At 59.2% G+C, this 23222-nt stretch carries 24 protein-coding genes; 20 read left to right on the top strand and 4 right to left on the bottom strand.

The genetic code is table 11. The annotated features are described in order from the left end of the window. Positions 1–66: 66 nt before the first annotated feature. The 5 genes from ACFO3S_RS13520 (at position 67) to ACFO3S_RS13500 (ending at position 5305) form a co-directional block, all read left to right on the top strand. Positions 67–1416, top strand: coding sequence for an ABC transporter substrate-binding protein (locus ACFO3S_RS13520; protein ID WP_378096711.1), 1350 nt, complete (start codon positions 67–69; stop codon positions 1414–1416). Positions 1417–1502: 86 nt separating this feature from the next. After that, a complete protein-coding gene (locus tag ACFO3S_RS13515) occupies positions 1503–2408 on the top strand; it encodes a carbohydrate ABC transporter permease (protein ID WP_378096709.1) in 906 nt (301 codons plus the stop codon). Position 2409: 1 nt separating this feature from the next. Further along, positions 2410–3252: a carbohydrate ABC transporter permease gene (locus ACFO3S_RS13510; RefSeq protein WP_378096706.1), complete on the top strand. Its 843-nt coding sequence runs from the start codon at positions 2410–2412 to the stop codon at positions 3250–3252. Between the two features lie 27 nt (positions 3253–3279). Then, positions 3280–4440 carry a glycoside hydrolase family 88 protein gene (locus ACFO3S_RS13505; RefSeq protein ID WP_378096703.1) on the top strand — a complete coding sequence of 387 codons (1161 nt, stop codon included), beginning with the start codon at positions 3280–3282 and terminating at the stop codon, positions 4438–4440. A gap of 127 nt (positions 4441–4567) precedes the next feature. Beyond that, a complete protein-coding gene (locus tag ACFO3S_RS13500) occupies positions 4568–5305 on the top strand; it encodes an SDR family oxidoreductase (protein ID WP_378096700.1) in 738 nt (245 codons plus the stop codon). Between the two features lie 5 nt (positions 5306–5310). Here the strand turns inward: ACFO3S_RS13500 and ACFO3S_RS13495 are convergent, their stop codons facing one another. Then, a complete protein-coding gene (locus ACFO3S_RS13495) occupies positions 5311–6324 on the bottom strand; it encodes a LacI family DNA-binding transcriptional regulator (RefSeq protein WP_378096697.1) in 1014 nt (337 codons plus the stop codon). A gap of 127 nt (positions 6325–6451) precedes the next feature. Here ACFO3S_RS13495 and ACFO3S_RS13490 point away from each other — a divergent pair, with 127 nt between their 5' ends. The 9 genes from ACFO3S_RS13490 to ACFO3S_RS13450 all read left to right on the top strand — a co-directional run bounded on the left by ACFO3S_RS13490 (position 6452) and on the right by ACFO3S_RS13450 (position 15780). Further along, positions 6452–8242: an L-fucose isomerase gene (locus ACFO3S_RS13490; RefSeq protein ID WP_378096694.1), complete on the top strand. Its 1791-nt coding sequence runs from the start codon at positions 6452–6454 to the stop codon at positions 8240–8242. 76 nt (positions 8243–8318) lie between these two features. Beyond that, positions 8319–8975, top strand: a complete 657-nt coding sequence (locus ACFO3S_RS13485) for a class II aldolase/adducin family protein (RefSeq protein ID WP_378096691.1) — start codon at positions 8319–8321, stop codon at positions 8973–8975. A gap of 29 nt (positions 8976–9004) precedes the next feature. After that, the gene (locus ACFO3S_RS13480; RefSeq protein WP_378096688.1) at positions 9005–10498 is read left to right on the top strand and encodes a rhamnulokinase; all 1494 of its coding nucleotides are present in this window, start codon (positions 9005–9007) and stop codon (positions 10496–10498) included. A 25-nt stretch (positions 10499–10523) separates the two neighbouring features. Further along, positions 10524–10955, top strand: coding sequence for an L-fucose mutarotase (gene fucU / locus ACFO3S_RS13475; RefSeq protein ID WP_378096685.1), 432 nt, complete (start codon positions 10524–10526; stop codon positions 10953–10955). A 112-nt stretch (positions 10956–11067) separates the two neighbouring features. Further along, positions 11068–11670: a TetR/AcrR family transcriptional regulator gene (locus tag ACFO3S_RS13470; RefSeq protein WP_378096682.1), complete on the top strand. Its 603-nt coding sequence runs from the start codon at positions 11068–11070 to the stop codon at positions 11668–11670. 73 nt (positions 11671–11743) lie between these two features. Next, positions 11744–12946, top strand: a complete 1203-nt coding sequence (locus ACFO3S_RS13465; protein ID WP_378096679.1) for an MFS transporter — start codon at positions 11744–11746, stop codon at positions 12944–12946. Between the two features lie 73 nt (positions 12947–13019). Next, positions 13020–13973 carry a helix-turn-helix transcriptional regulator gene (locus ACFO3S_RS13460; RefSeq protein ID WP_378096676.1) on the top strand — a complete coding sequence of 318 codons (954 nt, stop codon included), beginning with the start codon at positions 13020–13022 and terminating at the stop codon, positions 13971–13973. A 69-nt stretch (positions 13974–14042) separates the two neighbouring features. Then, positions 14043–14669, top strand: a complete 627-nt coding sequence (locus ACFO3S_RS13455) for a GyrI-like domain-containing protein (protein WP_378096673.1) — start codon at positions 14043–14045, stop codon at positions 14667–14669. Between the two features lie 703 nt (positions 14670–15372). Further along, positions 15373–15780, top strand: a complete 408-nt coding sequence (locus ACFO3S_RS13450) for a DUF6232 family protein (protein ID WP_378096671.1) — start codon at positions 15373–15375, stop codon at positions 15778–15780. Between the two features lie 103 nt (positions 15781–15883). Here the strand turns inward: ACFO3S_RS13450 and ACFO3S_RS13445 are convergent, their stop codons facing one another. After that, entirely contained in the window at positions 15884–17179 is a 1296-nt protein-coding gene (locus ACFO3S_RS13445; RefSeq protein WP_378096668.1) for a hypothetical protein, read from the bottom strand. 332 nt (positions 17180–17511) lie between these two features. Here ACFO3S_RS13445 and ACFO3S_RS13440 point away from each other — a divergent pair, with 332 nt between their 5' ends. The 5 genes from ACFO3S_RS13440 to ACFO3S_RS13420 are packed head-to-tail and all read left to right on the top strand — an operon-like array spanning position 17512 to position 21062. After that, complete coding sequence (locus ACFO3S_RS13440; protein ID WP_378096666.1) at positions 17512–18093, top strand: CD3073 family putative ECF transporter S component; 582 nt, start codon at positions 17512–17514, stop codon at positions 18091–18093. Beyond that, positions 18083–18568 (top strand): CD3072 family TudS-related putative desulfidase, encoded by a 486-nt coding sequence (locus ACFO3S_RS13435; protein WP_378096663.1) that lies wholly within the window; start codon positions 18083–18085, stop codon positions 18566–18568. The genes ACFO3S_RS13440 and ACFO3S_RS13435 overlap by 11 nt, the downstream gene beginning before the upstream one ends. Positions 18569–18584: 16 nt before the next feature. Next, entirely contained in the window at positions 18585–19421 is an 837-nt protein-coding gene (locus ACFO3S_RS13430; protein ID WP_378096660.1) for an ATP-binding cassette domain-containing protein, read from the top strand. Then, the gene (locus ACFO3S_RS13425; protein WP_378096657.1) at positions 19406–20320 is read left to right on the top strand and encodes an energy-coupling factor ABC transporter ATP-binding protein; all 915 of its coding nucleotides are present in this window, start codon (positions 19406–19408) and stop codon (positions 20318–20320) included. Before ACFO3S_RS13430 ends, ACFO3S_RS13425 begins: the two co-directional genes overlap by 16 nt. After that, complete coding sequence (locus ACFO3S_RS13420; RefSeq protein ID WP_378096654.1) at positions 20271–21062, top strand: energy-coupling factor transporter transmembrane component T family protein; 792 nt, start codon at positions 20271–20273, stop codon at positions 21060–21062. Before ACFO3S_RS13425 ends, ACFO3S_RS13420 begins: the two co-directional genes overlap by 50 nt. Positions 21063–21096: 34 nt before the next feature. Here ACFO3S_RS13420 and ACFO3S_RS13415 read toward each other — a convergent pair whose 3' ends face one another. Further along, positions 21097–22113 carry an LLM class flavin-dependent oxidoreductase gene (locus ACFO3S_RS13415; RefSeq protein ID WP_378096651.1) on the bottom strand — a complete coding sequence of 339 codons (1017 nt, stop codon included), beginning with the start codon at positions 22111–22113 and terminating at the stop codon, positions 21097–21099. Positions 22114–22143: 30 nt separating this feature from the next. Beyond that, a complete protein-coding gene (locus ACFO3S_RS13410; RefSeq protein WP_378096648.1) occupies positions 22144–22581 on the bottom strand; it encodes a MarR family winged helix-turn-helix transcriptional regulator in 438 nt (145 codons plus the stop codon). 152 nt (positions 22582–22733) lie between these two features. On the opposite strand from ACFO3S_RS13410, the gene ACFO3S_RS13405 reads away from it, so the two are divergent. Next, on the top strand, positions 22734–22973 hold the full coding sequence (locus ACFO3S_RS13405) for a DUF3892 domain-containing protein (protein WP_378096645.1): 240 nt from the start codon (positions 22734–22736) through the stop codon (positions 22971–22973). Positions 22974–23222: the final 249 nt, after the last annotated feature.

The raw sequence follows: 23222 nt of genomic DNA, 5'->3' as shown, positions 1-23222 counted from the left end.
TTGTATCAAGGAAAACGACATCCTTACTTCAATAGCAGCACATTTAATAGGGAGGTTAACTAACAGATGACTCCAAAAACGTTGTTCAAGCTATCCTCCGCCGTATTGGCGGCGTCGCTTGTCTTAACGGCCTGCGGCGGAAACAGCGGCAATACCGGACCGGCGAGCGGCGCTCCGTCGGGCTCTCCGTCCGGCTCGGCTCCCGCAGCGAACCAGCCGAATCCTGTAACGATCTCGATCGCCTACGCGACGGGCGACCCGGCGACGAAGCAGGCGATTGAAACGACAATCGACGCCTTCACGCAGGCCCACCCGCACATTACGATCAAAAACATCAGCGAAACGACAAGCGATTCCTACCTGGATTGGCTGAAAACGAAAGACGCCGTCGGCGAATTCCCGGATCTGGTGGAGATGCGCGACACGAAGGTGTTCGCGGACGCGGGCAAGCTGGCCGAGCTGCCGGCGGAGCTGCATGACTTGTTCACTTTCCTGCCGGAGTACGAAGGAAAAATATATAACGCGCCGCTGACGGGAAATGCGCCCAACGGCGTCATGTACAGCAAAAAAGCGTACGCGGACGCAGGCGTCGCCGAGCTGCCGAAGACGTACGACGAATTTATCGCCATCCAGGAGAAGCTGCTGGGCAGCGGCATCTCGCCGATCGTCGTCGGCGGCAAGGACTTGTTCCATATGGGCTTCTGGGTGAACTACTTTCTGATCAACAATGTGTACAAGGACGATCCGGATTGGAACTCCAAGCGCACGGCGCAAACGGCCAGCTTCACGGATCCCGGCATGGTGCAGGCGATTACGGACTACAAGGAGCTGTTCACGAAATACGTGGACAAAGGCTGGCTGAGCACGGCAGACAACCAGACGGCGTCGATGCTCGTCACGGGCAAGGCGGCGCAGCTCTATTCCGGTCCTTGGATGTTCGGTCAGATCACTGAAGCCGACCCGAGCTTCGAATACGGCTTCTACGCGCTTCCGAACCGCGACGGCTCGATTGTCGTTAACGGCTTGCCTACGTTGGCCGGATGGGCTTTGTCGGCGGAAGCGGCCAAAGATCCGAACAAGGTGGAAGCGGTGAAAGCGTTCATTAAATTCTTCTTCGATCCGGCTCAATACAGCCCTTATCTCGCGACGGTCAACGGCATTCCGACGACCAAAGCCGAAGTGACCTACGAGACAAACGATCAGATGAAGGAAGTGCTTCGGCTGATGGCCGATTCCTCGATTCAGAAGTCGATGATGATCAACAACTGGTACGGCGACAACGCAATTCCGCCGCAATTCCGCAACTGGTTCTACAAGCTGCTGCAGGAGCTTGTGGTCAATAATGGAGACGTGACGGAGTATATGAAGCAGTCCGACACGGAGTACGACAACAACGTGAAAGCGAATCAGCAATAAGGGCAGGCCGACTTAGGCATACGACTAGCGGATAGCCTCTGCCGATCGGCGGAGGCTATCTGGCATCTAAGGCAGGAGGAACGAACATGAGCGCCGCGGCGATGGGAAGAAAAAAGAAGAAAGGGTGGCGCGGCTATGCGATCTGGTTTATTTTGCCGGCGCTCCTGCTTTACAGCCTGTTTGTCATGGTCCCCACCTTGAGCAGCGTTTATCTGAGCTTCACCTCTTGGGACGGCATTAGCGAAAATATCCGCTATATCGGTTGGGACAATTTCAAGGAAATCGGGGAAAGCCCGAGAGTTCACAACGCCTTGAAAAATACGATTCTCGTGGCGGTCGCGCTCGTGCTGCTGGAGAACGTCGTCGCGCTTCTGCTGGCGATTCTGGTCGATCAGGTACGCTGGTTCCGCAATTTGTTCCGCAGCATTTTCTATTTTCCGGTGCTGATGAGCGGGATCATTATGGGTTTTATTTGGATGATTCTCTTGAACTACAACTTCGGAGTGGTCAACCAGCTGCTCGATGCCGCCGGTTTAAGCGCGCTGAAGGCGGATTGGCTCGGAGACCCGGATTTTGCGCTGCTCTCGATTATTTTGTCCACAGTGTGGAAGGCGTCCGGCTACTATATGATCATCTATTTGGCCGGTCTGCAGGGGATTCCCCAAGAGCTTCTCGAAGCGGCCAGCATCGACGGCGCCGGCAAATGGAAGCAATTCCGGCACGTGACGTTCCCGCTGCTGGCCGGCGCGACGACCGTATGCGTCATGCTGTCGATGATCAACTCGTTGAAGCTGTTCGACCAGATTGCCGTCATGACGAACGGAGGGCCGGGCTTCGCGACCGAGACGTTAACTTACATTATTTACAGAGTCGCCTTCGGCGAAGGCCGGCAAGGCTTCGGAACCGCGCTGGCGATGGTGCTGTTCGTGCTGATTCTGATCATCTCGCTCGTTCAGATCCGGTTGCTTCGCAAGAGGGAGGTGCAGATGTAGGATGGGCAACACGGCCAAAAAGCCGGTTACGACCGGCAACGTCGTCCTGTTCGCGATCACACTGGCTATGGCGATCGTCTTCGTGTTTCCGATCGCCTTCAATATGATGTCCGCCTTCAAGTCCAACGCGGAAATTTTGCGAGACGCAATCGCGCTGCCCAGAGGGTTCTACACGGAGAGCTTCAAGTATTTGCTCACGAAGACCGATTATCCGCGGGCGATGCTAAACAGCGGAATTCTCACCGTCGGCTCGATCGCGGCGATGGTCGTCGTCATTCCGATGGCGGCTTATGCGATCGAACGGACGAACCGGAGATGGACGAACGCCGTCTACATTTATTTCCTGTTCGGGATGATGGTGCCGTTCCAGGTGTATATGATCCCGCTGTTCAAGCAGTTGAACATGATGGGGCTGTTCGGGAATTTGCTTGGGCCGATTATGATCTACATTGCCGGATCGGTTGGCTTCGGCGTCCTGCTGTACACCAGCTTTCTGAAGGGCGTGCCGCGCGAGATCGAGGAGTCGGCGGAGATCGACGGCTGCACGCGATTCAGAATGTTCTGGACGATCGTATTTCCTCTGCTCGGTCCCGTGACGGCCAGCATGGTCGTGCTGCAGGGGCTCGGCATCTGGAACGACTTTCTGATGCCGATGCTCGTGCTGCCGTCGGGGGAGACGAAGACGATGATCGTTGAGCTGTTCTATTACGTCGGAGAGTTCTCGTCGCGGTGGGATATGATTTTCGCGGGTACGACGATGTCGCTGGTGCCGGTGCTGATCGCGTTCCTGTCGCTGCAGAAGTATTTCGTTAAGGGCGTGTCGTCGGGGGCGATCAAAGGCTGATTCAACAAGCGAAGAGAGGGTTCATTCATGCCGAGGGTAACGGATGAGGATAAAGTTTGGCTTGATGGCGTAATCGGGAAAATCATAAAAAAAATGGGCGGGGTCAGCGAAAAATCGCGGCACAAAATTCCTTACACGACGGTAGGCGGCACACACGACGATCGGTCCGCCGATAACCCGTCCGGCGACGCTGCGGACGGCATCTGCTGGTGGACGAACGGATTCTGGGGCGGCATGATGTGGCTGATGCATCACGAGACCGGCGACCACAAATACAAAGAGATCGCCCAACTCTCCGAGGCGAAGCTGGACCGCTGCTTTCAGATTTATGAAGGTCTGCATCACGACGTCGGCTTCATGTGGCTGCCCACCAGCGTAGCCAGTTACCGGGTCACCAAAAATCCCGAGTCGCGCAAGCGCGCGCTGCATGCCGCCAATCTGCTGGCCGGCCGGTTCAACCTGGCCGGAGGCTTCATCCGCGCATGGAATGATCTGGAAGACAGGGACACCCGGGGCTGGGCGATCATCGACTGCATGCTCAACCTCCCGCTTCTTTACTGGGCCTCGGAGGAAACGGGCGATCCGCGCTATAAGCAGATCGCCATGAAGCACGCCGATACGGCCATGGAAGCTTTCGTCCGACCGGACGGATCGGTCCATCATATCGTCGAGTTCGATCCGAATCACGGCGGCGTAGTGAGAACCTACGGCGGACAAGGCTTCGAAGAGGGCTCTTCCTGGACGAGGGGACAGACTTGGGCGTTGTACGGTTTTATGATGAGCTACATTCATACGGGCAAAGCCGATTATCTGAACACGGCGAAGCGGATTGCGCATTACTTTATCGCCAACATTCCGGACAGCGGCGTCATCCCGGTCGATTTCCGGCAACCGGCGGAGCCGCGGCGCGAAGACGACACGGCGGCCGCGATTGCGGCGTGCGGGCTGATCGAAATCGCCAAAGCCGTCGGCCCGTACGAAAAAGACGTCTATCTGAACGCTGCGCTGAAGCTGCTGAAAACGTTGGACGCGATCCGCAGCGATTGGTCGGACCGTTCCGACGCCATCCTGCAGAACGGTTCCGCCGCATATCACGCCGCTTCTCATCATCACCCCATCATTTACGGCGACTATTACTTCATGGAAGCTGTCTTCAAGTTAAAAGGAAACGATCTGTATCTGTGGTAGAACGGAAAGAATGAAGAGAATTAGGCAAGATCAGAAAAGGATCGATCTAACCGGCCGGCGTACGCTCGCGTTAAAATGAGACCGTAAGGTTCAAACTAAGGCGGCAAGCCGTAAAGGAGAGAGATTCATGAGCATGGAGGGAAAAACGGCGATCGTGACTGGAGCCTCGCGAGGGATCGGCAGGCAGATCGCCCTGCAATTGGCGTCGTCGGGCGTCAAGGTTGCGATTAACTATACGTCGAATCCGGACAAGGCGCACGAGGCCGTACGGATGATCGAGGAGGCCGGCGGGCAGGCGGCGGCGATTCGCGCCGACATCGGCCAAACCAGGGAGATCGAGGCTTTGTTCGAATCGACGCTGGAGCGATTCGGAAAAATCGATATTCTCATCAATAACGCGGCAATCATGGAGACGAAAGTCATCGAAGAAGTGACGGAGGAGACGTTCGACCGCCATTTCGCGATCAACGTCAAGGGAACCTACTTCGCCTGCCAGCAAGCGATGAAGCATATGGAGCGGGGCGGCGCCATCGTCAACTTCTCGACTTCGGTGTCGGGCGCGATGCTTCCGGCCTACAGCGTATACGCCGCGACGAAGGGAGCGGTCGAGCAGATGACCCGCCAGTTGGCCAAGGAATTCGGTCCCCGGGACATTGTGATCAACTGCATCGCGCCGGGGCAGGTCGCTACGGATCTGTTCTTGAAAGGCAAGTCGCCGGAGCTGGTCGATTCCTTCCGCCGCATGAACGCCTTCGGCAGACTCGGCGAACCGGAAGACATCGCCAACGCCGTGGACCTGCTCGTCAGCGGCAAAGCCCGGTGGATTACGGGACAAACGATCAGGGTGAACGGAGGCTTTAACTAGGCGGCTTATATCGTGCTCACCGACCGACGAACGATCATGTCGGCGGGGAGCACGATTTTTTTCCATGGCAGACCGGTGACGTCGCGCTCCTGGATGCGGTCGACGAGCATCTGCGTGCCGAGATAGCCGAACTGGTACGCCTGCTGGGCGATGACGGTGAGGAACGGGTCGATGTCGGAATAAGGGCCGAGATCGTCGAAGCAGACGACCGACACGTCTTCGGGAACCCGAACGCCGCGCGAATGCAAGGTGCGGATAACCTCGACGGCGAGCACGTTGTTGCCGGCGACGATCGCGGTCGGAGACGGAGACATGCGGTCGAGCCAGCTTTCGATCTCGCTCAGGTCGCTTCTGGGCTCGAAGGCGGTCTCCAGCACGTCGTTCTGATCGAAGGGGATATCGTTCAGCTTCAGCGCCTCGCGATACCCCTCCAGCCGCAGCCGGGCGCTGGAGATGAGAGGAGAGCCGTTGATCAGGGCGATGCGCCGGTGCCCGCGCGACGTCAGATGGTCGACGAGCTTGCGGGCGCCCTCCTTGCTGTCCCCGAGCACGACGTCGCTGTCCATCCCCGGCACTTCCCGGTCGAGCAGCACGAACGGAACGCGGTGCTTGCGCAGCGTTTCCAGGTGCGGCAGCGAATGGTCGCCGGCCGGGGCGACGAGCACGCCGTCCGCTCTCGTCGCGAGAACGGTGTCGATGTAGTCCTTTTCCTTCTCGATGCTCTCGTCCGAGTTTCCGAACAGCAGACGGTAGCCGTGCTTCTTGGCGGCATCCTCCGCGCCACGGGCGAGCGTCGTATAGAACGGGTTGGTAATGTCCGTAATCAGCAGGAACAGCACGTTGCTCTGCTGCAGCACCAGACTGCGCGCCATATGGTTGGGCACGTAGTTCAGCTCTTCCATGACGCGGCGCACCTTCGTTCGGGTTTTGTCGCTGATTTTTCCAGTGTTATTGATAACCCTGGATACGGTCATGGCCGAAACTCCGGCTTTGGCGGCAATATCGTAAATCGTAACCATGGAGAGAAGCCCCTTGTCGTCAATATGTTCTTTTATCTTACAAAATTAAAGAATTGACAGCAAGCGTTTTCCTTGGTAACTTGGGGTTATCGGTAACATTAATTAATTCCAATTGGAGGCTAATCACATGGCAGACCAACAGTTCAGGTGGAAGGGCGAGTTTCCGAAGATCGGCATCCGTCCGACGATTGACGGAAGACGCAGAGGCGTTCGCGAGTCTCTGGAAGAGCAGACGATGAACATGGCGAAGGGCGTTGCCAAGCTTCTCTCCGAGAATCTCCGCTATCCGGACGGCTCTCCGGTACAGTGCGTCATCGCCGACTCGACGATCGGCGGCGTAGCCGAATCCGCTGCGGCGGCCAGCAAGTTCGCCAAGGAAAACGTCGGCGTGTCGATTACGGTTACGCCTTGCTGGTGTTACGGTACGGAAACGATGGATATGGACCCTGCCATTCCGAAAGCGGTATGGGGCTTTAACGGCACGGAGCGTCCGGGCGCGGTCTACCTGGCCGCCGTACTGTCCGCTTACGCGCAGAAGGGGCTGCCGGCGTTCGGCATCTACGGCAACGACGTACAGGATGCAGGCTCGACCGACATTCCGGAAGACGTCAAGGGCAAGCTGCTCGGATTCGCCAGAGCGGGACTCGCTGTTGCGCTGATGAAGGGCAAATCCTATCTGTCGATGGGTTCGGTCTCGATGGGCATCGCGGGCTCGATCGTCAACGACGCCTTCTTCCAGGAGTATCTCGGCCTGCGTACGGAATACGTCGACATGAGCGAATTCGTCCGCCGCTTCGACGAGCAGATCTATGATCCGGTCGAGTACGAGAAAGCGCTCGCCTGGGTGAAGAAGAATTGCATCGAAGGCCCGGACAACAATCCGCCTCATCTGCAAACGTCTCGCGAGCAGAAGGATAAAGATTGGGAAACCGTCGTTAAGATGACGCTGATCGCGCGCGATCTGATGGTCGGCAATCCGCGTCTGGCCGAGCTCGGCTTCGGAGAAGAGGCGCAAGGCCACAACGCGATCGTCGCGGGCTTCCAGGGCCAGCGCCAATGGACCGACCACTTCCCGAACGGCGACTTCCTGGAGACGATTCTGAACTCCTCGTTCGACTGGAACGGCATTCGCGCCCCGTACATCGTGGCGACCGAGAACGACAGCCTGAACGGCGCGGTGATGCTGTTCGGCCATCTGCTGACGAATACGGCGCAAATTTTCGCGGACGTCCGCACGTACTGGAGTCCGGATTCCGTAGAACGCGTAACGGGACACAAGCTGACCGGCGCGGCCGAGGGCGGCATCCTGCACCTGATCAACTCCGGCTCGGCGACGATGGACGGTACGGGCGAGCAGACGAAGGACGGCAAGCCGGCGATGAAGCCGTTCTGGGAAATTAGCGAAGAGGAAGCGCAGAAATGTCTCGACGCCACCTCCTGGCGCCCGGCGTCGGTCGAATATTTCCGCGGGGGCGGCTATTCCTCCGATTTCCTGACCCGCGGGGGCATGCCGATGACGATGTCTCGCCTGAACATGGTCAAAGGCATCGGGCCGGTGCTGCAAATCGCGGAAGGCTATTCCGTCGATCTGCCGCCGGAAGTTCACGATGCTCTCGACAAGCGGACGGACCCGACGTGGCCGACGACTTGGTTCGCTCCGATCTTGACGGGCAAGGGCGCGTTCAGGAACGTCTACGACGTCATGGACAACTGGGGCGCGAACCACGGCTCGATCAGCTTCGGTCACATCGGCGCGGATCTGATCACGCTCGCTTCGATGCTGCGCATTCCGGTCAGCATGCACAACGTGCCGGAAGAGAACATTTTCCGTCCCCGCGCATGGGGGCTGTTCGGAACCGACAATCCGGAGAGCGCCGACTACCGCGCATGCAGCAACTTCGGACCGCTGTACAAATAATAAATCCGACAACGCTGTCGCTTGTCCTCTTCCGGGACGGGCGGCAGCCGTTTGTCCATAGAATGGAGCATGCATGATGAGCAGCCAAGAAATTCGCCAGGAGTTATGCAAATACGCGCAGAAGACCGTCGCCAACAAGCTGGTCGTCGGACCGGGCGGCAATCTCAGCGCGCGCCGCGAAGGCAAGATGTATTTGTCCCCGAGCGGCTTTGCGCTCGACGAAATTCAGCCGGAGCAGTGGGTGGAGGTCGACATCGAGACCGGCCATATTACCGACATCGGGCTTCGCCCGTCCTCGGAAGTGCTGATGCACTTGTACGCCTATCGGCAAAATCCGAACATCGGCGCGATGGTCCACACGCATCCGCCGTACTGCATCGCGTTTACGCTCGTGGAGAAGGACCTTCCGATTATGTTCCCCGATCAGGCGGCGCTCGTCGGTAAAACGGTCTACGTCGATTACGTGCTGCCGACGACCGACAAGCTGGCGGACGCGGTCGTGGAGAAGATCGAGCATTCGTCGATTCTGCTCGGCAATCACGGTCTGGTGACGACCGGACGCAACTTGCGCGAAGCGTACTACCGGACGGAAGTCGTCGAGGAGAGCGCGAAAATCTTCCTGATCGCCAAGGCGATCAAGGAACCCAAAGTGTTGACGAAGGAAGAGTTCGAGGAGATCGCCTCCTTGGAGAGCGAAGCGTACCGGATTCAATTGCTGCAAAAAATGAAATAAGGCTGAAGCCGGAGAGGGAGGAAATGGCGATGACGAAAGGGGCTGCCGTTCTGGCGTTCGATATGGGCGCCAGCAGCGGCCGCGCGCTTGTCGGACGGCTGGCGGAGAGCGAAGGCGGCCGGCGCGTATTGGAAGTCGCGGAAGTTCACCGCTTCCCCAATCATGCGATCCAGGTCGGCAAGCATCTGCATTGGGACACGCTCCGCCTGCTGCACGAGATGAAAAAGAGCATTCGCTTCGCGTTCCAGCAAGGCTATGAGCCGGCGACGTTCGGCATCGACACGTGGGGCGTCGACTTCGGGCTGCTTGACGCGAACGGCGAACTGCTCGGCAATCCTTATCATTATCGCGACCCGCATACGGACGGACTGATTGAAGAGGTGAGCGCCAGGATCGGGCAGCGGGAGCTGTTCGAGCAAAGCGGCCTGCAGTTCATGCCGTTTAACACGCTGTACCAGCTGTACGCGATGGTCAAAGCCGCTTCCCCGAAGCTGGAGGTCGCGAAGACGCTGCTGCTGACGCCCGACCTGCTGGCCTACTTGTTGACCGGGGTCAAGTCGTGCGAATTCACGATGGCGACGACGACGCAGCTGTTCCACCCGGTTAATCGGAGCTGGAACGCGGAGCTGATGAAGCGCCTCGGCATTCCGCCGCATCTGTTCCTCGAGCCCGTGCAGCCGGGGACGATCATCGGACCTTTGACGCCGGAGGTGCGCGAGGAGCTTGGCGTCCCCGCGCTGCAGGCCGTCGCGGTCGGTACGCACGATACCGAGTCGGCGATCGCCGCCGTTCCGGCCGGCGACGAGCCGTTCGCGTTTCTCGTATGCGGGACGTGGTCGCTGCTCGGCACGGAGATGACCGGGCCGCTGCTTACGCCGGAGACGATGGAGCTGGAGTTTTCGAATGAAGGCGGCGTGGGCGGCACGTACCAGCTGCTGAAAAACATTATGGGGCTGTGGCTGCTGCAGGAATGCAAGCGGGAGTGGGACGAGCAGGGCAAGGAGATCGGCTTCCCCGAGCTCGTTCGCCTCGCCGAGCAAGCCGAGCCTTTCCGCAGTCTCGTCCATCCGGACGATCCGAGATTTTTCTCCCCGGGAGGCATGGCCGACAAAATCCGCTCGTTCTGCGCGGAGACGAGTCAGCCGATTCCGCACAGCGAAGGGGAGATCGCCCGCTGCATTCTCGAAAGTCTGGCGCTGCGTTACCGTCAGGCGCTGGAGCAGGCGGAGAAGCTGACCGATCGCGCTTACGGCGGCCTGCACATGGTCGGGGGCGGCATTCAGAACGAGCTTCTGTGCAGGTTGACGGCTAACGCCATCGGCAAGCCGGTATGGGCCGGACCGGTCGAAGCGAGCGCGATCGGCAATATGCTGATGCAGCTCGTCGCGCTCGGCGAGTGCAAGGACCTGCGGGAGGCGCGGGAGCTGGTCGCCGCTTCTTTCCCCGTAGACGTCTACGAGCCCGATCGGGACGAGAGGTGGGCGAAAGCCTACGAGACGTTCCTGGGCTTCGGAAGAGTATGATCGAGACAATGGAGGCGCTGCCCGTATGTTAAAAGGAATTCCAAGTCTGATTTCCCCCGAGCTGCTGAAAATATTGATGGAGATGGGCCATAGCGACGAGATCGTGCTGGCCGACGGCAACTTCCCGGCGGCCAGCCACGCGCAGCGCCTCGTGCGCGCGGACGGCCATGGCGCGCCGGAGCTGCTCGATGCGATCCTGCGGCTGTTCCCGCTGGATCAATACGTCGACAAGCCGGTCGCCCTTATGCAGGTCATGCCCGGCGATACGGTCGAGACGCCGATCTGGGCCGAGTACGCCAAGATTATCGAGGCCAGAACGGGCTTGACGGCTCCGTTCGAGGAGGTCGAGCGCTTCGCGTTCTACGAGCGAGCGAAAAAAGCCTATGCGATCGTCGCCACGGGAGAGGGAGCGCTCTATGCGAACCTGATTCTCAAAAAGGGCGTCATCGCCGGGTAGCGGCATCGGGATCCCGCCGGGCCGGGAAGCAAGTTTTTCTTGCTATCCCGGTCTATTTTCGTTAAGATACTGAATAATCGTTCAGGATGACCGGGAGAGGGGGAGACGCCGGGTGAACATGAAGAAGCGGCAAAGCGAGCAGACGAAGAAGAGAGTGGCCGACGCGGCGAAGGCGCTGTTCGTGCAGAAAGGGTACAAGGCGACTTCCATCGAGGACATCGTAAGCGCGACCGGGAGCAGCGCCGGCAACATCTATTATCATTTCAAAAGCAAGGAAGGGCTCTTCCTGTATTTGCTTCAGGAATGGGACAGGGAGTGGGAGAGCCGCTGGGCGGAGAAGGAACCGCTCTATCCGACCGCGAAGGAGAAGCTGTATGGCATGGCGGAGCAGCTCGTGCTCGAAAACCTGAATCATCCGCTTACGAAGGCAGCCGACGAATTTTACAACCTATCGGAGAAGGCTGACGATTTCGACGAGCGGATGGCGGAGATGGTGGAGGGGTACGTTCGCTTCAACCGCCGGCTGATTCAGCATGGCATCGACAACGGGGAATTCGAGCCGCAGAGTGCCGACAGGCTCGCCGTCGTATTGGACAGCCTGCTGATCGGGCTTAGCCACCATTCTCGCAAAAAGGGTCAGCAGGAGGCGCTGGAGCTGTATCGGGAGGCGATGGGGACGTTCTTGAACGGAATAATTGTCAGACGCGAAGGGTGACGACGCGGAGCGGCTCCTTTTTCTTGTTATTATACAAAACGAACATTCAGTATAGATCATGGGGGAAGGCATCATGGCGTTATTGCTGAGAAGCAGAGGGGCGATTCTGCTCCTGATGCTGAACATTTTTCTTATCTTCATGGGGATCGGACTGGTCATTCCGGTCATGCCGCAATATATGACGGAGCTTGACATCAGCGGCAGCGTCGTAGGCTTGCTGGTCGGCGCCTTCTCGCTGACCCAGCTGCTGTTCTCGCCGATGGCGGGCCGGTTGTCGGACGCGCTGGGACGCAAAAAGATCATCGTCGCGGGCATGCTCGTCTTCGCCTTGTCGGAGGCGCTGTTCGGGATCGCGAACTCGGCGGCCCTTCTTTTCGCATCCAGACTGCTGGGAGGCATGGGCGCCGCGATGATCATGCCCGCGGTGATGGCCTACACGGCGGACATGACGTCGAACGAGGAGCGGGCGAAAGGGATGGGGCTAATTAACGCGGCAATTACGACCGGCTTCATTATCGGACCCGGAATCGGCGGCTACCTCGCGGAGTTCGGCCTCCGCGTTCCGTTCTTCGCCGCGGCCGCAGCGGGTTTGGCGGCCGCGATATGGACCGCGTTCGTCCTGCCGGAGTCGCGGCCCGCCGCCAGTCCCGATTCGAAACCGTCAACCTCGGAGAAGCAGGACCGACTTTGGAGCCTGCTGAGGCGCTCGTACCGGGAGCCCTATTTTCTCAGTCTCGTTCTCGTCTTCGTCATGTCGTTCGGGCTGGCCAATTACGAGACGATATTCGGCTTGTTCGTCGATCGTAAGTTCGGCTTTTCGACGAAGGAGATCGCCTTTATTTTGACGTTCGGATCGATCGCGGGGGCTGTCGTGCAGCTGACCGTTTTCGGGCGAATATTGAACCGGTTCGGGGAGAGAAACGTCATTACGTTCTGCCTGCTGTCGTGCGGTTTGTTCGTCCTGCTGACGATTGTCGTCGACGGCTTCTGGATGGTGTTCGCAGTCACCTTTATCGTCTTTCTGTCGATCGATATTTTGCGTCCGGCGATCGGCACGCAGATGTCGAGAATGGCCGAGGAACGGCAGGGCTATGTGGCGGGCCTGAACTCGGCGTTCACGAGTCTGGGCAATATCATGGGTCCGGTCATCGCCGGCGCGCTGTTCGACGTCGACGTCAATTACCCGTACATGCTGGCTGCCGGCGTGCTTATCCTCAGCTTCCTGCTGTCCGCCAGCGCGCGCAGGCGGGAAGCGGGAGCAACCGCGACGGGGTAACGGATCGCGCGGATCGCTCCGGCCTGCTATGATGTGGGAAGGAAATCATACGCCATCGTGGAGAGGGTTAACTATGAAGCTGGACCGTCTGCTGTCCATCGTCATCTTGCTGGTCAATCGCAGATTCGTTCAGGCCAGGGAGCTGGCCGAGCTGTTCGAGGTGTCCGTTCGGACGATCTACCGGGATATCGACGCCATTAATCAGGCCGGGATCCCGGTTGTTTCCTATCCGGGGGCCGGAGGCGGCATCGGTCTGTCCGAAGGCTACAGGCTCGACCGCAGCGTGCTGACCGACAAGGAGCTGGCGGACATTGTGGGAGCTCTGCAAAGCGTATCGACGATCTACCCGGACCGAAACCGCAAGCTGCTGCTGGAGAAAATGAAAAGCGTCGTCCCTCCGTCGCAATTGGAGCAATTCCAGCTGCGGACAAGGCAGCTCGTCGTGGATTTGTCTCCGTGGGGAGGCAGCGGCCATCTGGAGGAAAAGGCGGCGCTGCTGAAGAAGGCGGCGGAAGAGGAACGGTTGGTCGAATTCGCTTATTGCGACGCGCAGGGCAACGAATCGACTCGCGCCGTCGAGCCGTACACGCTGGTGCTTAAGCGGCAGACCTGGTACTTGTACGCCTACTGCCGGACGAGGAAGGAATTCCGCTTGTTCAAGCTGTTTCGGATGAAATCGATCGCGGTCGGGGAGCGTATTGCCGTGCGAAGGCCGGTCGAGACGGAGCGTCTGCCTTGGAACGAAGAGTGGGGAGCCCCCGCCAAGAAGACCCGGCTGAAGCTCCGGTTCAGCCGCAGGGCAAGGCATCTTGCGGAGGAGTGGTTCGGCATTGAGGCGATCGTCGCGGAAACGGAAGGAGCAGACGGAGAGGAACGTTACGTCGTCTGGGCCGAATTTCCCGAGGATCGCTGGCTGTACGGTTTTATTCTCAGCTTCGGTCCGGACGCGGAAGTGCTGGAGCCGGAATCGATCCGCGAAGAGATCCGGCGGCAGGCGAAAGGTATTTTACAAAAGTACGATCCCTAAACCTGACAGACTATTGTCCAGTTTGCTTCGGTATAGTGAAGCTAGATCGCGATCGAAGGGAGATTGGCCATGAGCAGGAAGGTAGATTATAAAAAAGACTTCAAGACGCTCTACTTACCCAGTGCCGCGCCGGAAGTCGTGGAGGTGCCGAGCATGCCGTTCATTGCGGTTGACGGTTCCGGCGACCCGAACGGCGAGGCGTTCGCCAAAGCGACGGAAGCTTTGTACAGCCTGAGCTATGCGGTGAAAATGTCTTACCGAAGCGACGACGCGCCGGAGGGCTACTACGAGTACACGGTTTTCCCGCTTGAGGGCGTATGGGATTTGCTTGATCGGTCGAAGCCCGCGACGGACAAAAACAACCTGAAGTATACGATCATGATCCGCCAACCCGATTTTCTGACCGTACAAGGATTCGAGCGCTTTCTGGAAAGGACGAAGAGGAAGAAGTCCAATCCGTTCCTGGAGAATGCCAGGTTCGAGCGCATCGCGGACGGACTGAGCTGTCAGATGATGCACATCGGCAGCTTTGACGACGAGCCGGCAAGCTTTGCGCGAATGGAAGCGTTCTGTAAGGAGCATGGTTTTATCCGCGCAAGCAAGCTCCATCGGGAAATCTATCTGTCCGATCCCCGCAAGACCGAACCGGCCAAGCTGAGGACGGTGCTAAGATTTTCGGTAAAAAAAGGCTCATAGCTCTGAATTAGCGGCAAATAGATGCGGAGCGGGGGGGGGGCAATGTTGTCAAGTTAAGCAAACGGTCAACAAGCGGCCTTGCAGGAATCGTCCCCGTTGTCGGCGGAGCCCCGACGGTCATCGCAAACAAGGCCAACTCGTGCCAATCCACGCCAACCCACGCCAACCCACGCCAGTCCAGACCAACCTACGCACTCCGCTAGCCCCCGCCAGTCCAGGCCAACCTATGCCAGCTCGCGCCAACCACCACGCCAACCCACGCCAGTCCAGACCAACCTACGCACTCCGCTAACCCCCGCCAGTCCAGGCCAACACACGCCAACCCCGCGAGCCCCCGCCAGCCCACTATCGTAACGGTTGCCAGCGCCGCTAATTGTGCCCTTTTCGCAGTACGGAGGTTGTAACGGTTGCGGCAGCGGCTATTTCAGCCGAAAACGCGCGTTTTCGCTCGATAACCCCAAAATAAGCGCGGTGGCAACCGTTAGCTTTTCCTTTTTCGGGAAAACGATCGATTAAGCGCCACTGCAACCGTTAGACGTTGCCGGCCGGTTGCGCGCCTTTGATCGCATACGATCGGTCGAAGGAACGTTGGAAGGCGCATCGGGTTCTCTCTCGTTTTTTTGACAATGGAAGGTTGTTAGGTAGGTATTTCCATGCGAGCGTCGAAGAGTAAAGGGTGAACCTATCCTCGGGGAGGAATAAGATGGAACACCAGCCAATCTACAAGGATAACAATTTCACCATTACGAGAGAGCTCTTCATCAGCGGCAACACCCGGTTCGCCATCCAGCATCTGTGCTCGATCAAGCTGGTCAAGTCGAAGAGGAGGATTCCCTACACGCTGCTCGTCCTTGAGCTGCTGTTGATCGCGACCGGCTTCATATGGGAATTCCGATTTCACGAGCTTGTGTCGGCGCTCGGTTTTGCCGGGCTGATCGCCAACGCTCTGATCTATGCTTTGGTGAAGCCGGTTCATAAGCTGACGCTCGTATTTTCCTCGGGAGAGAGGGAGATTATCGGCGTTACCGACTATATGTATCTCGAAGGTCTCGCCAACGCTTTCAGCCGATCGATCGTGGAGACGAGGCACAAGAGCTTGATGGTGGGCTAGACCGAAGGGAGCTCCGGGCTTCCCTTCTTCGGTACGCGACGGATTGTCGGGGGGACGGGCGCATTCGCTGCCCGTCCTCCGACCGTTTCTGATCCGATGGCGATTATTTCGATTCGCCTTGCAAGTAGTTGTAGAAAGGCTCGTCGACCCAGAAGCCGTAATTGACGACGTTCGCGGACGGATCGATCTTCTTGAAGCCTTCGGTAACGTCGGCGGACTGCTCCTTAAGCGAGAACGATTGGGCGTAATACTTGCCGGCGGAAATTTTGTTGTTGGCAATCTCCTTATAGTTGTTCAGCTCGGTAAGCGAATAATAGAGCGGCTGCCACCACGAACCGTAGATCAGGCCCGGCTGCTGGTCTTCGTTCTTCTTCGCGTACGTCAGGATGATCCGGTCGAAGCGGTCTTTGTCGTATTCAGACGCGAATTCGAGCGCCAGATCGTACTCTTTGGCGTATTCGATATAGTTGCCGTTTTCGATCTGCACGACTTCGTACAGATCGGATTCGCCGGGGTCTCCCCATTCCTTCAGATAAATAAAGGCGGACGTCTTCGGCTCGAACTGGACTTTCGCTTTGATGTTCTCGCTGCGAAGCAGGCCGACGAGCTGCAGCGCGTGCTTGACGTCCGAATGGCCGTACACGATCGACAACGAGTCGAGGAAGTTGGCGTCATAGCGGCTGTCCTTCAGATTGTAGCCGGTGACGAGGTTTTGCTTCAGCGCTTCGTCGACGACTTTGCGCAGCTCCGGAGCCTGGATGATGTCCGAAGTCCGGTAGGCGTCGCCGAGCTTGACAAGAATGTCGGCGTCCGTCGTATAGCCGATATAGCGTTTGTACAGTCCTTTCGCTTCCAGCACTTTGCCGAGAAGGACCGCAGCCAGGGAAGGGGACGCGGTGGCGTCGTTGCGGATCTCCGGATAATAGCTGGAGACGAGGAAGCCGGTGTTGACTGCGGCGGCGAGAAGCTTGGCCGGGTCGGCAGCGTACTGTTCGGACGTCCAGCCCAGCTTGACCCATGCCAGGGCGGTTTTGGCTTTGGTCGCCGGGTACGTATAAGCGAGTTCTTCGAGGTCGGCGGCTTTCAGCGCGAGCGCTACGGCCTCGATCGCCTTCAGGGGCTCCGACGGGTCGCCGCTCAGGACGACCGCCTTCTCCGGAGCCGCTATGGCGTTCAGAGCGTCCGCGAATTGTCCTCGCGTCGACGAAGCTCCGACGGAGACGCCGTACTTCTCTTGCAGGTAGGCTGCGTACTCTTGCGCCTGCGGCGACAAAACGGAAACGGAGGCCGTCGCGGAGGCCGCAGCGGCATGTTGAGGGAGCGCGACAGCCGGAGCGGTCCAGACCAGAGCCGCTGCCAGAGATAACGCGATCACAGCTTTAGAGCGATGCTTCATCATCCTATAAAACCTCCTATGTAGATCGGGATACAAAGTGTGAAAAAGATCATATCACTTGGTCCAAATGCTGTCAATCCATTGACAGACGTTTTGGATGTGATATATTTAAGTAAATCCAATAGGATAACTATGAAATCTACCGGACGAACCGGAGAGCTTCAGCGCGCGACCGCGCTTGGTTCTTCGGTTTTTTGGCATTTCGTCGAATCGTCGGAGTCGTCGTCTTCAGCCGGAAGGGCGGCGGCTCGTTACGTACAAGGGAGGGAATTCTGCGGCATTACCATTCCGGCTGGCGGCATCGCCTGCTTATACATTCACCTGGAGGGATCGGCATGAATCAACGAACTCAAATCATTGCTTTAGGCGCGCTGGCCGTCGCGATCAACGTCATCGCGGGCACCGTGGTCGGAAATTTGAACATCCCCTTTCTGTTCCTGGACGTCGTCGGGACGATTTTTATCGCGGCGCTGTACGGCCCGTACTGGGGGGCGCTGGTCGGTCTTCTGACCAATCTCGTGCTCGGCGTGACTTCAGGCTACACCTCGATTCCGTTTGCGCTCGTGAACATCATCGTCGGATTGGTCGTCGGGTTTGCCGCCGTCAGGTTCGGGTATACGCTGAAGACGGCGATCGTGTCAGGCTTTACGCTTGGCGTCGTCTGCCCTGCGGTCGGCACGGCGATCGCAGTGGCGGTCTTCGGCGGCTTGACGGGAGGCGTGACCGACGTGTTCGTCCTGTGGCTGAAGGATGCGGGGTCCAGCTTGTTCGCGGCCGCGTTTCTTCCAAGGCTGTGGGGCAATCTTGTCGATAAGATTTTATCCGCAGTATTGATCTATTACGTGCTAAAAGGAATTCCGCAGTCGCTGCTGAAGCGTCCCCCGCTGCGCCGTTCGGAGAAAACGAATGCGGCGTAGCAAGCGGCTGGTCGTCGTCTCTCACTGCGTGCTGAACCAGAACGCCGTCGTGGCCGGAGAAGCGAGAAGTCCCGGCGTCATGGCTTCCGCGGTACAATGGGCGAACGAGCGGGAATACGGCATTTTCCAGCTGCCTTGTCCCGAATTTACGTTTCTCGGGCCGGAAAGACCGCCCATGACGACGGAGCAATACGACACGCCGGAGTTTCACGCTCACAACCGCCGCATTTTGCTGCCCTACCTGGAGCAGCTGAAGGTATACCAGGATCACGGGTACGAAATCGTCGGCGGCATCGGCATCTCCGACAGTCCGTCCTGCGATCCGGGCAAAGGCGTTTTCATGCGGGATTTTCTCGAATTGGCGCAGGAGCTCGGCGTGCGCATCCATTATTTCTGGCAAATTCCGAACACGTCCGAAGGACTGTTCGACCCGGGCGATTCCCGGAGCGTGTACGGAAGCGTCTTGCGCGAGTAGAAAGGAAGCATCTGGGATGATACGCATAAATGGAGTTTCATTCAGCTACAACACCGGCCTCGGCGAGGAGCGGGACGTTTCATACGCGCTGCGCGAAGTGAGCCTGGACATCCGCGACAACGAATTCATCGCATTCCTCGGGCCTAACGGCTCGGGGAAATCTTCTATGTCCAGGCTGCTCAACGGGATCGAGACGCCGACGAAGGGGACGATCGAGATCGACGGGCTGCGCACGGACGACGCGGCGGCATTAGCCGATATTCGGAGGAAGGTGCAGATCGTGTTCCAGAACCCGGAAAACCAACAGGTCGGCATTACCGTCGGCGAGGACATCGCCTTCGGCTTGTCCAATCTGGGATGGCCCCGGGAGACGATGCCGGAGCGAATCCGCTGGGCGCTCGGCGCGGTCGGGCTGGATGCCGACGAAGACCGCCCGGTTGCGCGGCTGTCCGGCGGGGAGAAGCAGAAGCTCGCGCTGGCCTCCGTCATGGCCATCGATCCGGAGGTGCTCATCCTGGACGAAGCGACTTCGATGCTGGACCCCGGCGGAAGAAGGGATTTTCTGAACGCGCTGGCGCAAACCCGCGAGCGCAAGCCGTTCTCTCTCATCTTTATTACGCATCACCTGGAGGAGGTGCTGGCGGCAGACCGCTGGGCGCTCTTCTCGCGCGGAGAGCTTGCGGCCGTCGGACGGCCGAAGGACTTGTGGCCGAGGAAGGAGCTGCTCGAAGCGTGCGGCCTCGAGCTGCCGTTCTTGCGCCGGCTGGCGCTGGAAATGGGCGGCAGGGGATTTCCGATCGCCGATCCCGACAACTTGGAGAACTGGAGGAAGCGGATATGCGAATCGAATTAAACGGGATCAAGTACCGCTACGGGAAGCGCAGGAAATGGGGAAAACAGGCAGCGGCGCCCTGTGTGCTGGACGGCATCGGCTTCGCGATCGAGTCCGGCGAGAGGGTCGCCCTGTGCGGGAAGTCGGGCAGCGGGAAAACGACGCTGCTGCAGCTGTTGAAAGGCTTCGCGCGCCCGACCGAAGGGGAGCTTCTGCTCGCAGGCGTCGATCCCCATCGGGCTCGCCGTCCCGAGCTGTTCGACCGGATCGGCTATGTCTTCCAGTATCCGGAGCATCAACTGTTCGCCGCCACCGTCGCCGAAGACGTCGGTTTTGGCCTGCGGCAATCGCGAGCGACTCCGTCGGAGCGGGAGCGCACAATCGAGCGGGCGTTGGAAGACGTAGGCCTTCCGCCGGCCGTGTACGGCCGAAGGAGTCCGCTTGAGCTGAGCGGAGGGGAGAAGAGGCGGGCCGCTATCGCGGGCGTGCTCGTGCTGGAGCCGGAAGTGCTCATTCTGGACGAGCCGACGGCAGGGCTCGATCTGCCTTCCCGAACGGCGCTGTTCGAACTGCTCGGCAGGCTGCGGGAAAATCGCGGCACGACGATCGTTTGGGTGAGCCACCAGTTGGAGGAGATGTTGGCCCATGCTTCGCGCGTGCTGGCGCTTGATCGCGGCGTCATCGTCGCCGACGGCAAGCCCGCCGATCTGATCGCCGATCCAGAAGTTCGCGCGACGTTCGGCTGGGAGGAGCCTCCGGCGCTGGCGATCGCCCGATGGTTCAAGGAACGGCACGGATTGGAGCTCGCCGAGCCTTGGGACGAGCGGGAAGTCGCCGATGCGTTCGCAACGGTCGAAGGGAGGGAGTCCGATGGCTTCGGGAGGCTACCTGATTTACGAGAAGCGCGATTCCTGGCTTGAGCGGTGGGACCCGCGAATCAAAATTACGGCGTTCTTCTTGTTCGGTCTAAGCTTGATCGCCCACCAATCCCCTGCGCTCAAGACGGGGCAGCTGCTGACGCTGATCGTCCTCTGGGGAGTCGCCCGGCTGAGATGGAGCACATTGGCGTGGACCGTTCTGTCCCTGAGTCTCTTCTTCCTGTCGACGATGATCTTCCGGGCGGCGATTGACGCCAAACCGGAACATACGCTCTTCCGATGGGCCGGGATGACGCTCTCGCGCGAAGGAATCGTCTCCGGTCTGCTAATGTGCGAGCAGATTCTCGGCATCGTCGTCGTACTGTCCCTGCTCGTGAGAACGACTTCGCCGATCGTGTTGGCCGAAGGGTTGGAGAAGCTTTGTTCCCCGTTGAAAAGATGGAAGGTTCCGGTGCACGACGCGGTGACGATGTTCTCGATCGCTCTCCGGTTCGTGCCGCTGCTGCTGGAGGAGTTCGATACGGTGCGCAAGGCGCAGACCGCTCGCGGCGGAGGTTTCCACCGCGGCGGTTTCCTGACGCGCTTCAAGGGCGTCCTGCCCATGCTCATCCCGCTGTTCGTCCTGTCGATCCAGCGGGCGAAGGAGCTGGCGGTCGCGATGGAATCCCGGGGCTATAGAGGAGAAGAAGGACGCACGCCGATACGCGAGTACCGGGTGCGCCCTTCGGATACGGCCGTGTTGGCGGTCAGCGCGATGCTGATGGTCGCCGCCTTGCTCGTCTGAGACCGCCTGGTCGCCTCATGCAACGGCTCGCCGCTTAAGATTGAAGCTCGCGTCCGACTTCGGCGATAATCTCGTAGGAGCGAAGCCGGGCTCCGTGGTCGTAGATTTGCGAGGCAATGATAAGTTCGTCGGCTCCCGTCGAATCGATCACGCCTTGAAGCCGCGCGGCGACCTGCTTCTTGTCGCCGACGACGGCAAAGCCGAACTGCCGGTTCAGCGCCGCTTCCTCGTGAGGCGACCATAGGCCGTCCATGCTGTCGACCGGAGGGGGGAGCTGTCCGAAGCGGCCGCGGATCATATTCAGGAAGACTTGCTGCTGCGAGGTGGCCAGCCTCCTCGCTTCCCGCTCGGTATCGGCGGCGGTCACGCTGACCCCGACCATCGCGTAAGGCTTGTCGAGAACGGCGGACGGCCGGAAGTTCGCGCGGTACAGCTCGAGAGCGGGCATCAGATAGTCCGGCGCGAAATGGCTCGCGAACGCGAAGGGAAGTCCGAGCTGTGCGGCCAACTGGGCGCTGAAGCCGCTGGAGCCGAGCAGCCAGATCGGCACCCTGAGCCCTTCGCCGGGAATGGCGCGCACGATGCCGTTAGACGGAGCGCCGTCCGGCTGAAAGTAAGCCCGCAGCTCGGCGAGCAGCGCGGGGAAGTCCTCGCCTCCGGCGCCGAGTCCGCGACGCAGCACCCGCGATACGGCCTGGTCGGAGCCCGGCGCTCTGCCGAGTCCGAGATCGATTCTTCCCGGATAGAGCGATTCGAGCGTGCCGAACTGCTCGGCGATGACGAGCGGGGCGTGATTGGGCAGCATAATGCCCCCCGACCCGACGCGGATCGTGGACGTTCCTCCGGCGACATGGCCGATCAGCACGGAGGTAGCCGAGCTGGCGATGCCGGGCATGCCGTGATGCTCGGCGAGCCAGAAGCGGCGATAGCCCCATTGCTCGGCGCGTTGGGCGAGATCCAGCGTGTGGCGGAAGGACTCGGCGGCCGATCCTCCCTCGACGATCGAGGCGAGATCGAGCACCGAGAATGCGATCGTGTTCTGTTCAGCCATTATACATGAGCCTCCTAGCGACGGACCTTCTCATCCGTCGTTCATGTGGTCGAGAATCCGCTGCAGGCAACGGTTCAAGGAAGACAAGTCTTCCGCGCAGAGATGTCTAAGGTTCGTCTCCTGCCCGAAGGCGTCGAACGAATCCAGCCGGTTCAATACCTGTCGGCCCTTCTCGGTTAGTCTAACCAAGGTGACTCGGCGATCCTCCCGGTCGGCGTACGTCTCGACAAGCTCGCCCTGCTTCAGCCGTTCGATCATGCCCGTCATGTTCTGCTTCGTGACGTGGGCGTTCTGTCCCAGCTGCTTCAGCGACAGGTCTCCGTCCGACAGCGAGGACAGGATGCACCATTGGTGGACGCTCGTCAAGCCGGCGTCGGCGATGAGCTTGCGGCCGATGCGCTCGAGCAGATTGGAGCAGCGAAAAAGGTTAACGACGATTTTGCCGTGCAGCTGTTCGTCTGATTTCAATTCGGAACGCTCCATTGGTCAATATATTGACTATATCCTAATCGATGCGGAATCCGATGTCAAATGCCGCGCAAGCCCGCCGATTCCGGGCCGCCGGGTTGCGCATCTTTTGGCCGCACAATGCAAAGACTATTTCCCGGAGGTGGTCTCGTATGGAAACGCAAGGCGGAAAGCCGCACGTCACAGCCGTCCGGAAGAACGGCGACGGAGACATCGTGGAGCTGCAGCTCTCTTCCGGACAGGTCGTCGGTTATAAGGAAGCCCAGCAGATGGCCAGGAACGATCAAATCGCCAATGTAAACGTGTTTAAGGGTCGCGACGGAGACGAGCATCTGCGCTCGGATCCCGACGGCCGCGAGAACAACAATCTGGACAATCTGCCGACGTTCTGAGCCGTCGGCCGGCCTAGCGCATCGTCTCCCGGGTTCTCGGGAGGCGATGCGCTTTTTTCGGTGATTGCGCGCCTATTGCTTGCATGGCGGGCGCGCTGGCTCGTATGTACAACTGTCTCTCCGATTTTCCGGTTTGCCTGCAACGGAAAACGAAGAAAGAGTTGTGCTCGGCGGGATTATCCCCTACAATAAGAAGGTAACATGTACGTACAAGTATGACTTCAAATTCGCCAGTCAGGGGGATTCGTG

It is taken from the genome of Cohnella hongkongensis, from assembly GCF_042654645.1.
Classification (GTDB): Bacteria; Bacillota; Bacilli; order Paenibacillales; family Paenibacillaceae; genus Cohnella; species Cohnella hongkongensis.
This window is presented reverse-complemented; position numbering and strand designations above follow the sequence as displayed.

Bases quoted from the DNA above. Each gene is read 5' to 3' on its own strand.
- ACFO3S_RS13520 (WP_378096711.1), top strand. From the start codon at position 67: ATGACTCCAAAAACGTTGTTCAAGCTATCCTCCGCCGTATTGGCGGCG.
- ACFO3S_RS13515 (WP_378096709.1), top strand. From the start codon at position 1,503: ATGAGCGCCGCGGCGATGGGAAGAAAAAAGAAGAAAGGGTGGCGCGGC.
- ACFO3S_RS13510 (WP_378096706.1), top strand. From the start codon at position 2,410: ATGGGCAACACGGCCAAAAAGCCGGTTACGACCGGCAACGTCGTCCTG.
- ACFO3S_RS13505 (WP_378096703.1), top strand. From the start codon at position 3,280: ATGCCGAGGGTAACGGATGAGGATAAAGTTTGGCTTGATGGCGTAATC.
- ACFO3S_RS13500 (WP_378096700.1), top strand. From the start codon at position 4,568: ATGAGCATGGAGGGAAAAACGGCGATCGTGACTGGAGCCTCGCGAGGG.
- ACFO3S_RS13495 (WP_378096697.1), bottom strand. From the start codon at position 6,324: ATGGTTACGATTTACGATATTGCCGCCAAAGCCGGAGTTTCGGCCATG.
- ACFO3S_RS13490 (WP_378096694.1), top strand. From the start codon at position 6,452: ATGGCAGACCAACAGTTCAGGTGGAAGGGCGAGTTTCCGAAGATCGGC.
- ACFO3S_RS13485 (WP_378096691.1), top strand. From the start codon at position 8,319: ATGAGCAGCCAAGAAATTCGCCAGGAGTTATGCAAATACGCGCAGAAG.
- ACFO3S_RS13480 (WP_378096688.1), top strand. From the start codon at position 9,005: ATGACGAAAGGGGCTGCCGTTCTGGCGTTCGATATGGGCGCCAGCAGC.
- fucU (WP_378096685.1), top strand. From the start codon at position 10,524: ATGTTAAAAGGAATTCCAAGTCTGATTTCCCCCGAGCTGCTGAAAATA.
- ACFO3S_RS13465 (WP_378096679.1), top strand. From the start codon at position 11,744: ATGGCGTTATTGCTGAGAAGCAGAGGGGCGATTCTGCTCCTGATGCTG.
- ACFO3S_RS13460 (WP_378096676.1), top strand. From the start codon at position 13,020: ATGAAGCTGGACCGTCTGCTGTCCATCGTCATCTTGCTGGTCAATCGC.
- ACFO3S_RS13455 (WP_378096673.1), top strand. From the start codon at position 14,043: ATGAGCAGGAAGGTAGATTATAAAAAAGACTTCAAGACGCTCTACTTA.
- ACFO3S_RS13450 (WP_378096671.1), top strand. From the start codon at position 15,373: ATGGAACACCAGCCAATCTACAAGGATAACAATTTCACCATTACGAGA.
- ACFO3S_RS13445 (WP_378096668.1), bottom strand. From the start codon at position 17,179: ATGATGAAGCATCGCTCTAAAGCTGTGATCGCGTTATCTCTGGCAGCG.
- ACFO3S_RS13440 (WP_378096666.1), top strand. From the start codon at position 17,512: ATGAATCAACGAACTCAAATCATTGCTTTAGGCGCGCTGGCCGTCGCG.
- ACFO3S_RS13435 (WP_378096663.1), top strand. From the start codon at position 18,083: ATGCGGCGTAGCAAGCGGCTGGTCGTCGTCTCTCACTGCGTGCTGAAC.
- ACFO3S_RS13430 (WP_378096660.1), top strand. From the start codon at position 18,585: ATGATACGCATAAATGGAGTTTCATTCAGCTACAACACCGGCCTCGGC.
- ACFO3S_RS13425 (WP_378096657.1), top strand. From the start codon at position 19,406: ATGCGAATCGAATTAAACGGGATCAAGTACCGCTACGGGAAGCGCAGG.
- ACFO3S_RS13420 (WP_378096654.1), top strand. From the start codon at position 20,271: ATGGCTTCGGGAGGCTACCTGATTTACGAGAAGCGCGATTCCTGGCTT.
- ACFO3S_RS13415 (WP_378096651.1), bottom strand. From the start codon at position 22,113: ATGGCTGAACAGAACACGATCGCATTCTCGGTGCTCGATCTCGCCTCG.
- ACFO3S_RS13405 (WP_378096645.1), top strand. From the start codon at position 22,734: ATGGAAACGCAAGGCGGAAAGCCGCACGTCACAGCCGTCCGGAAGAAC.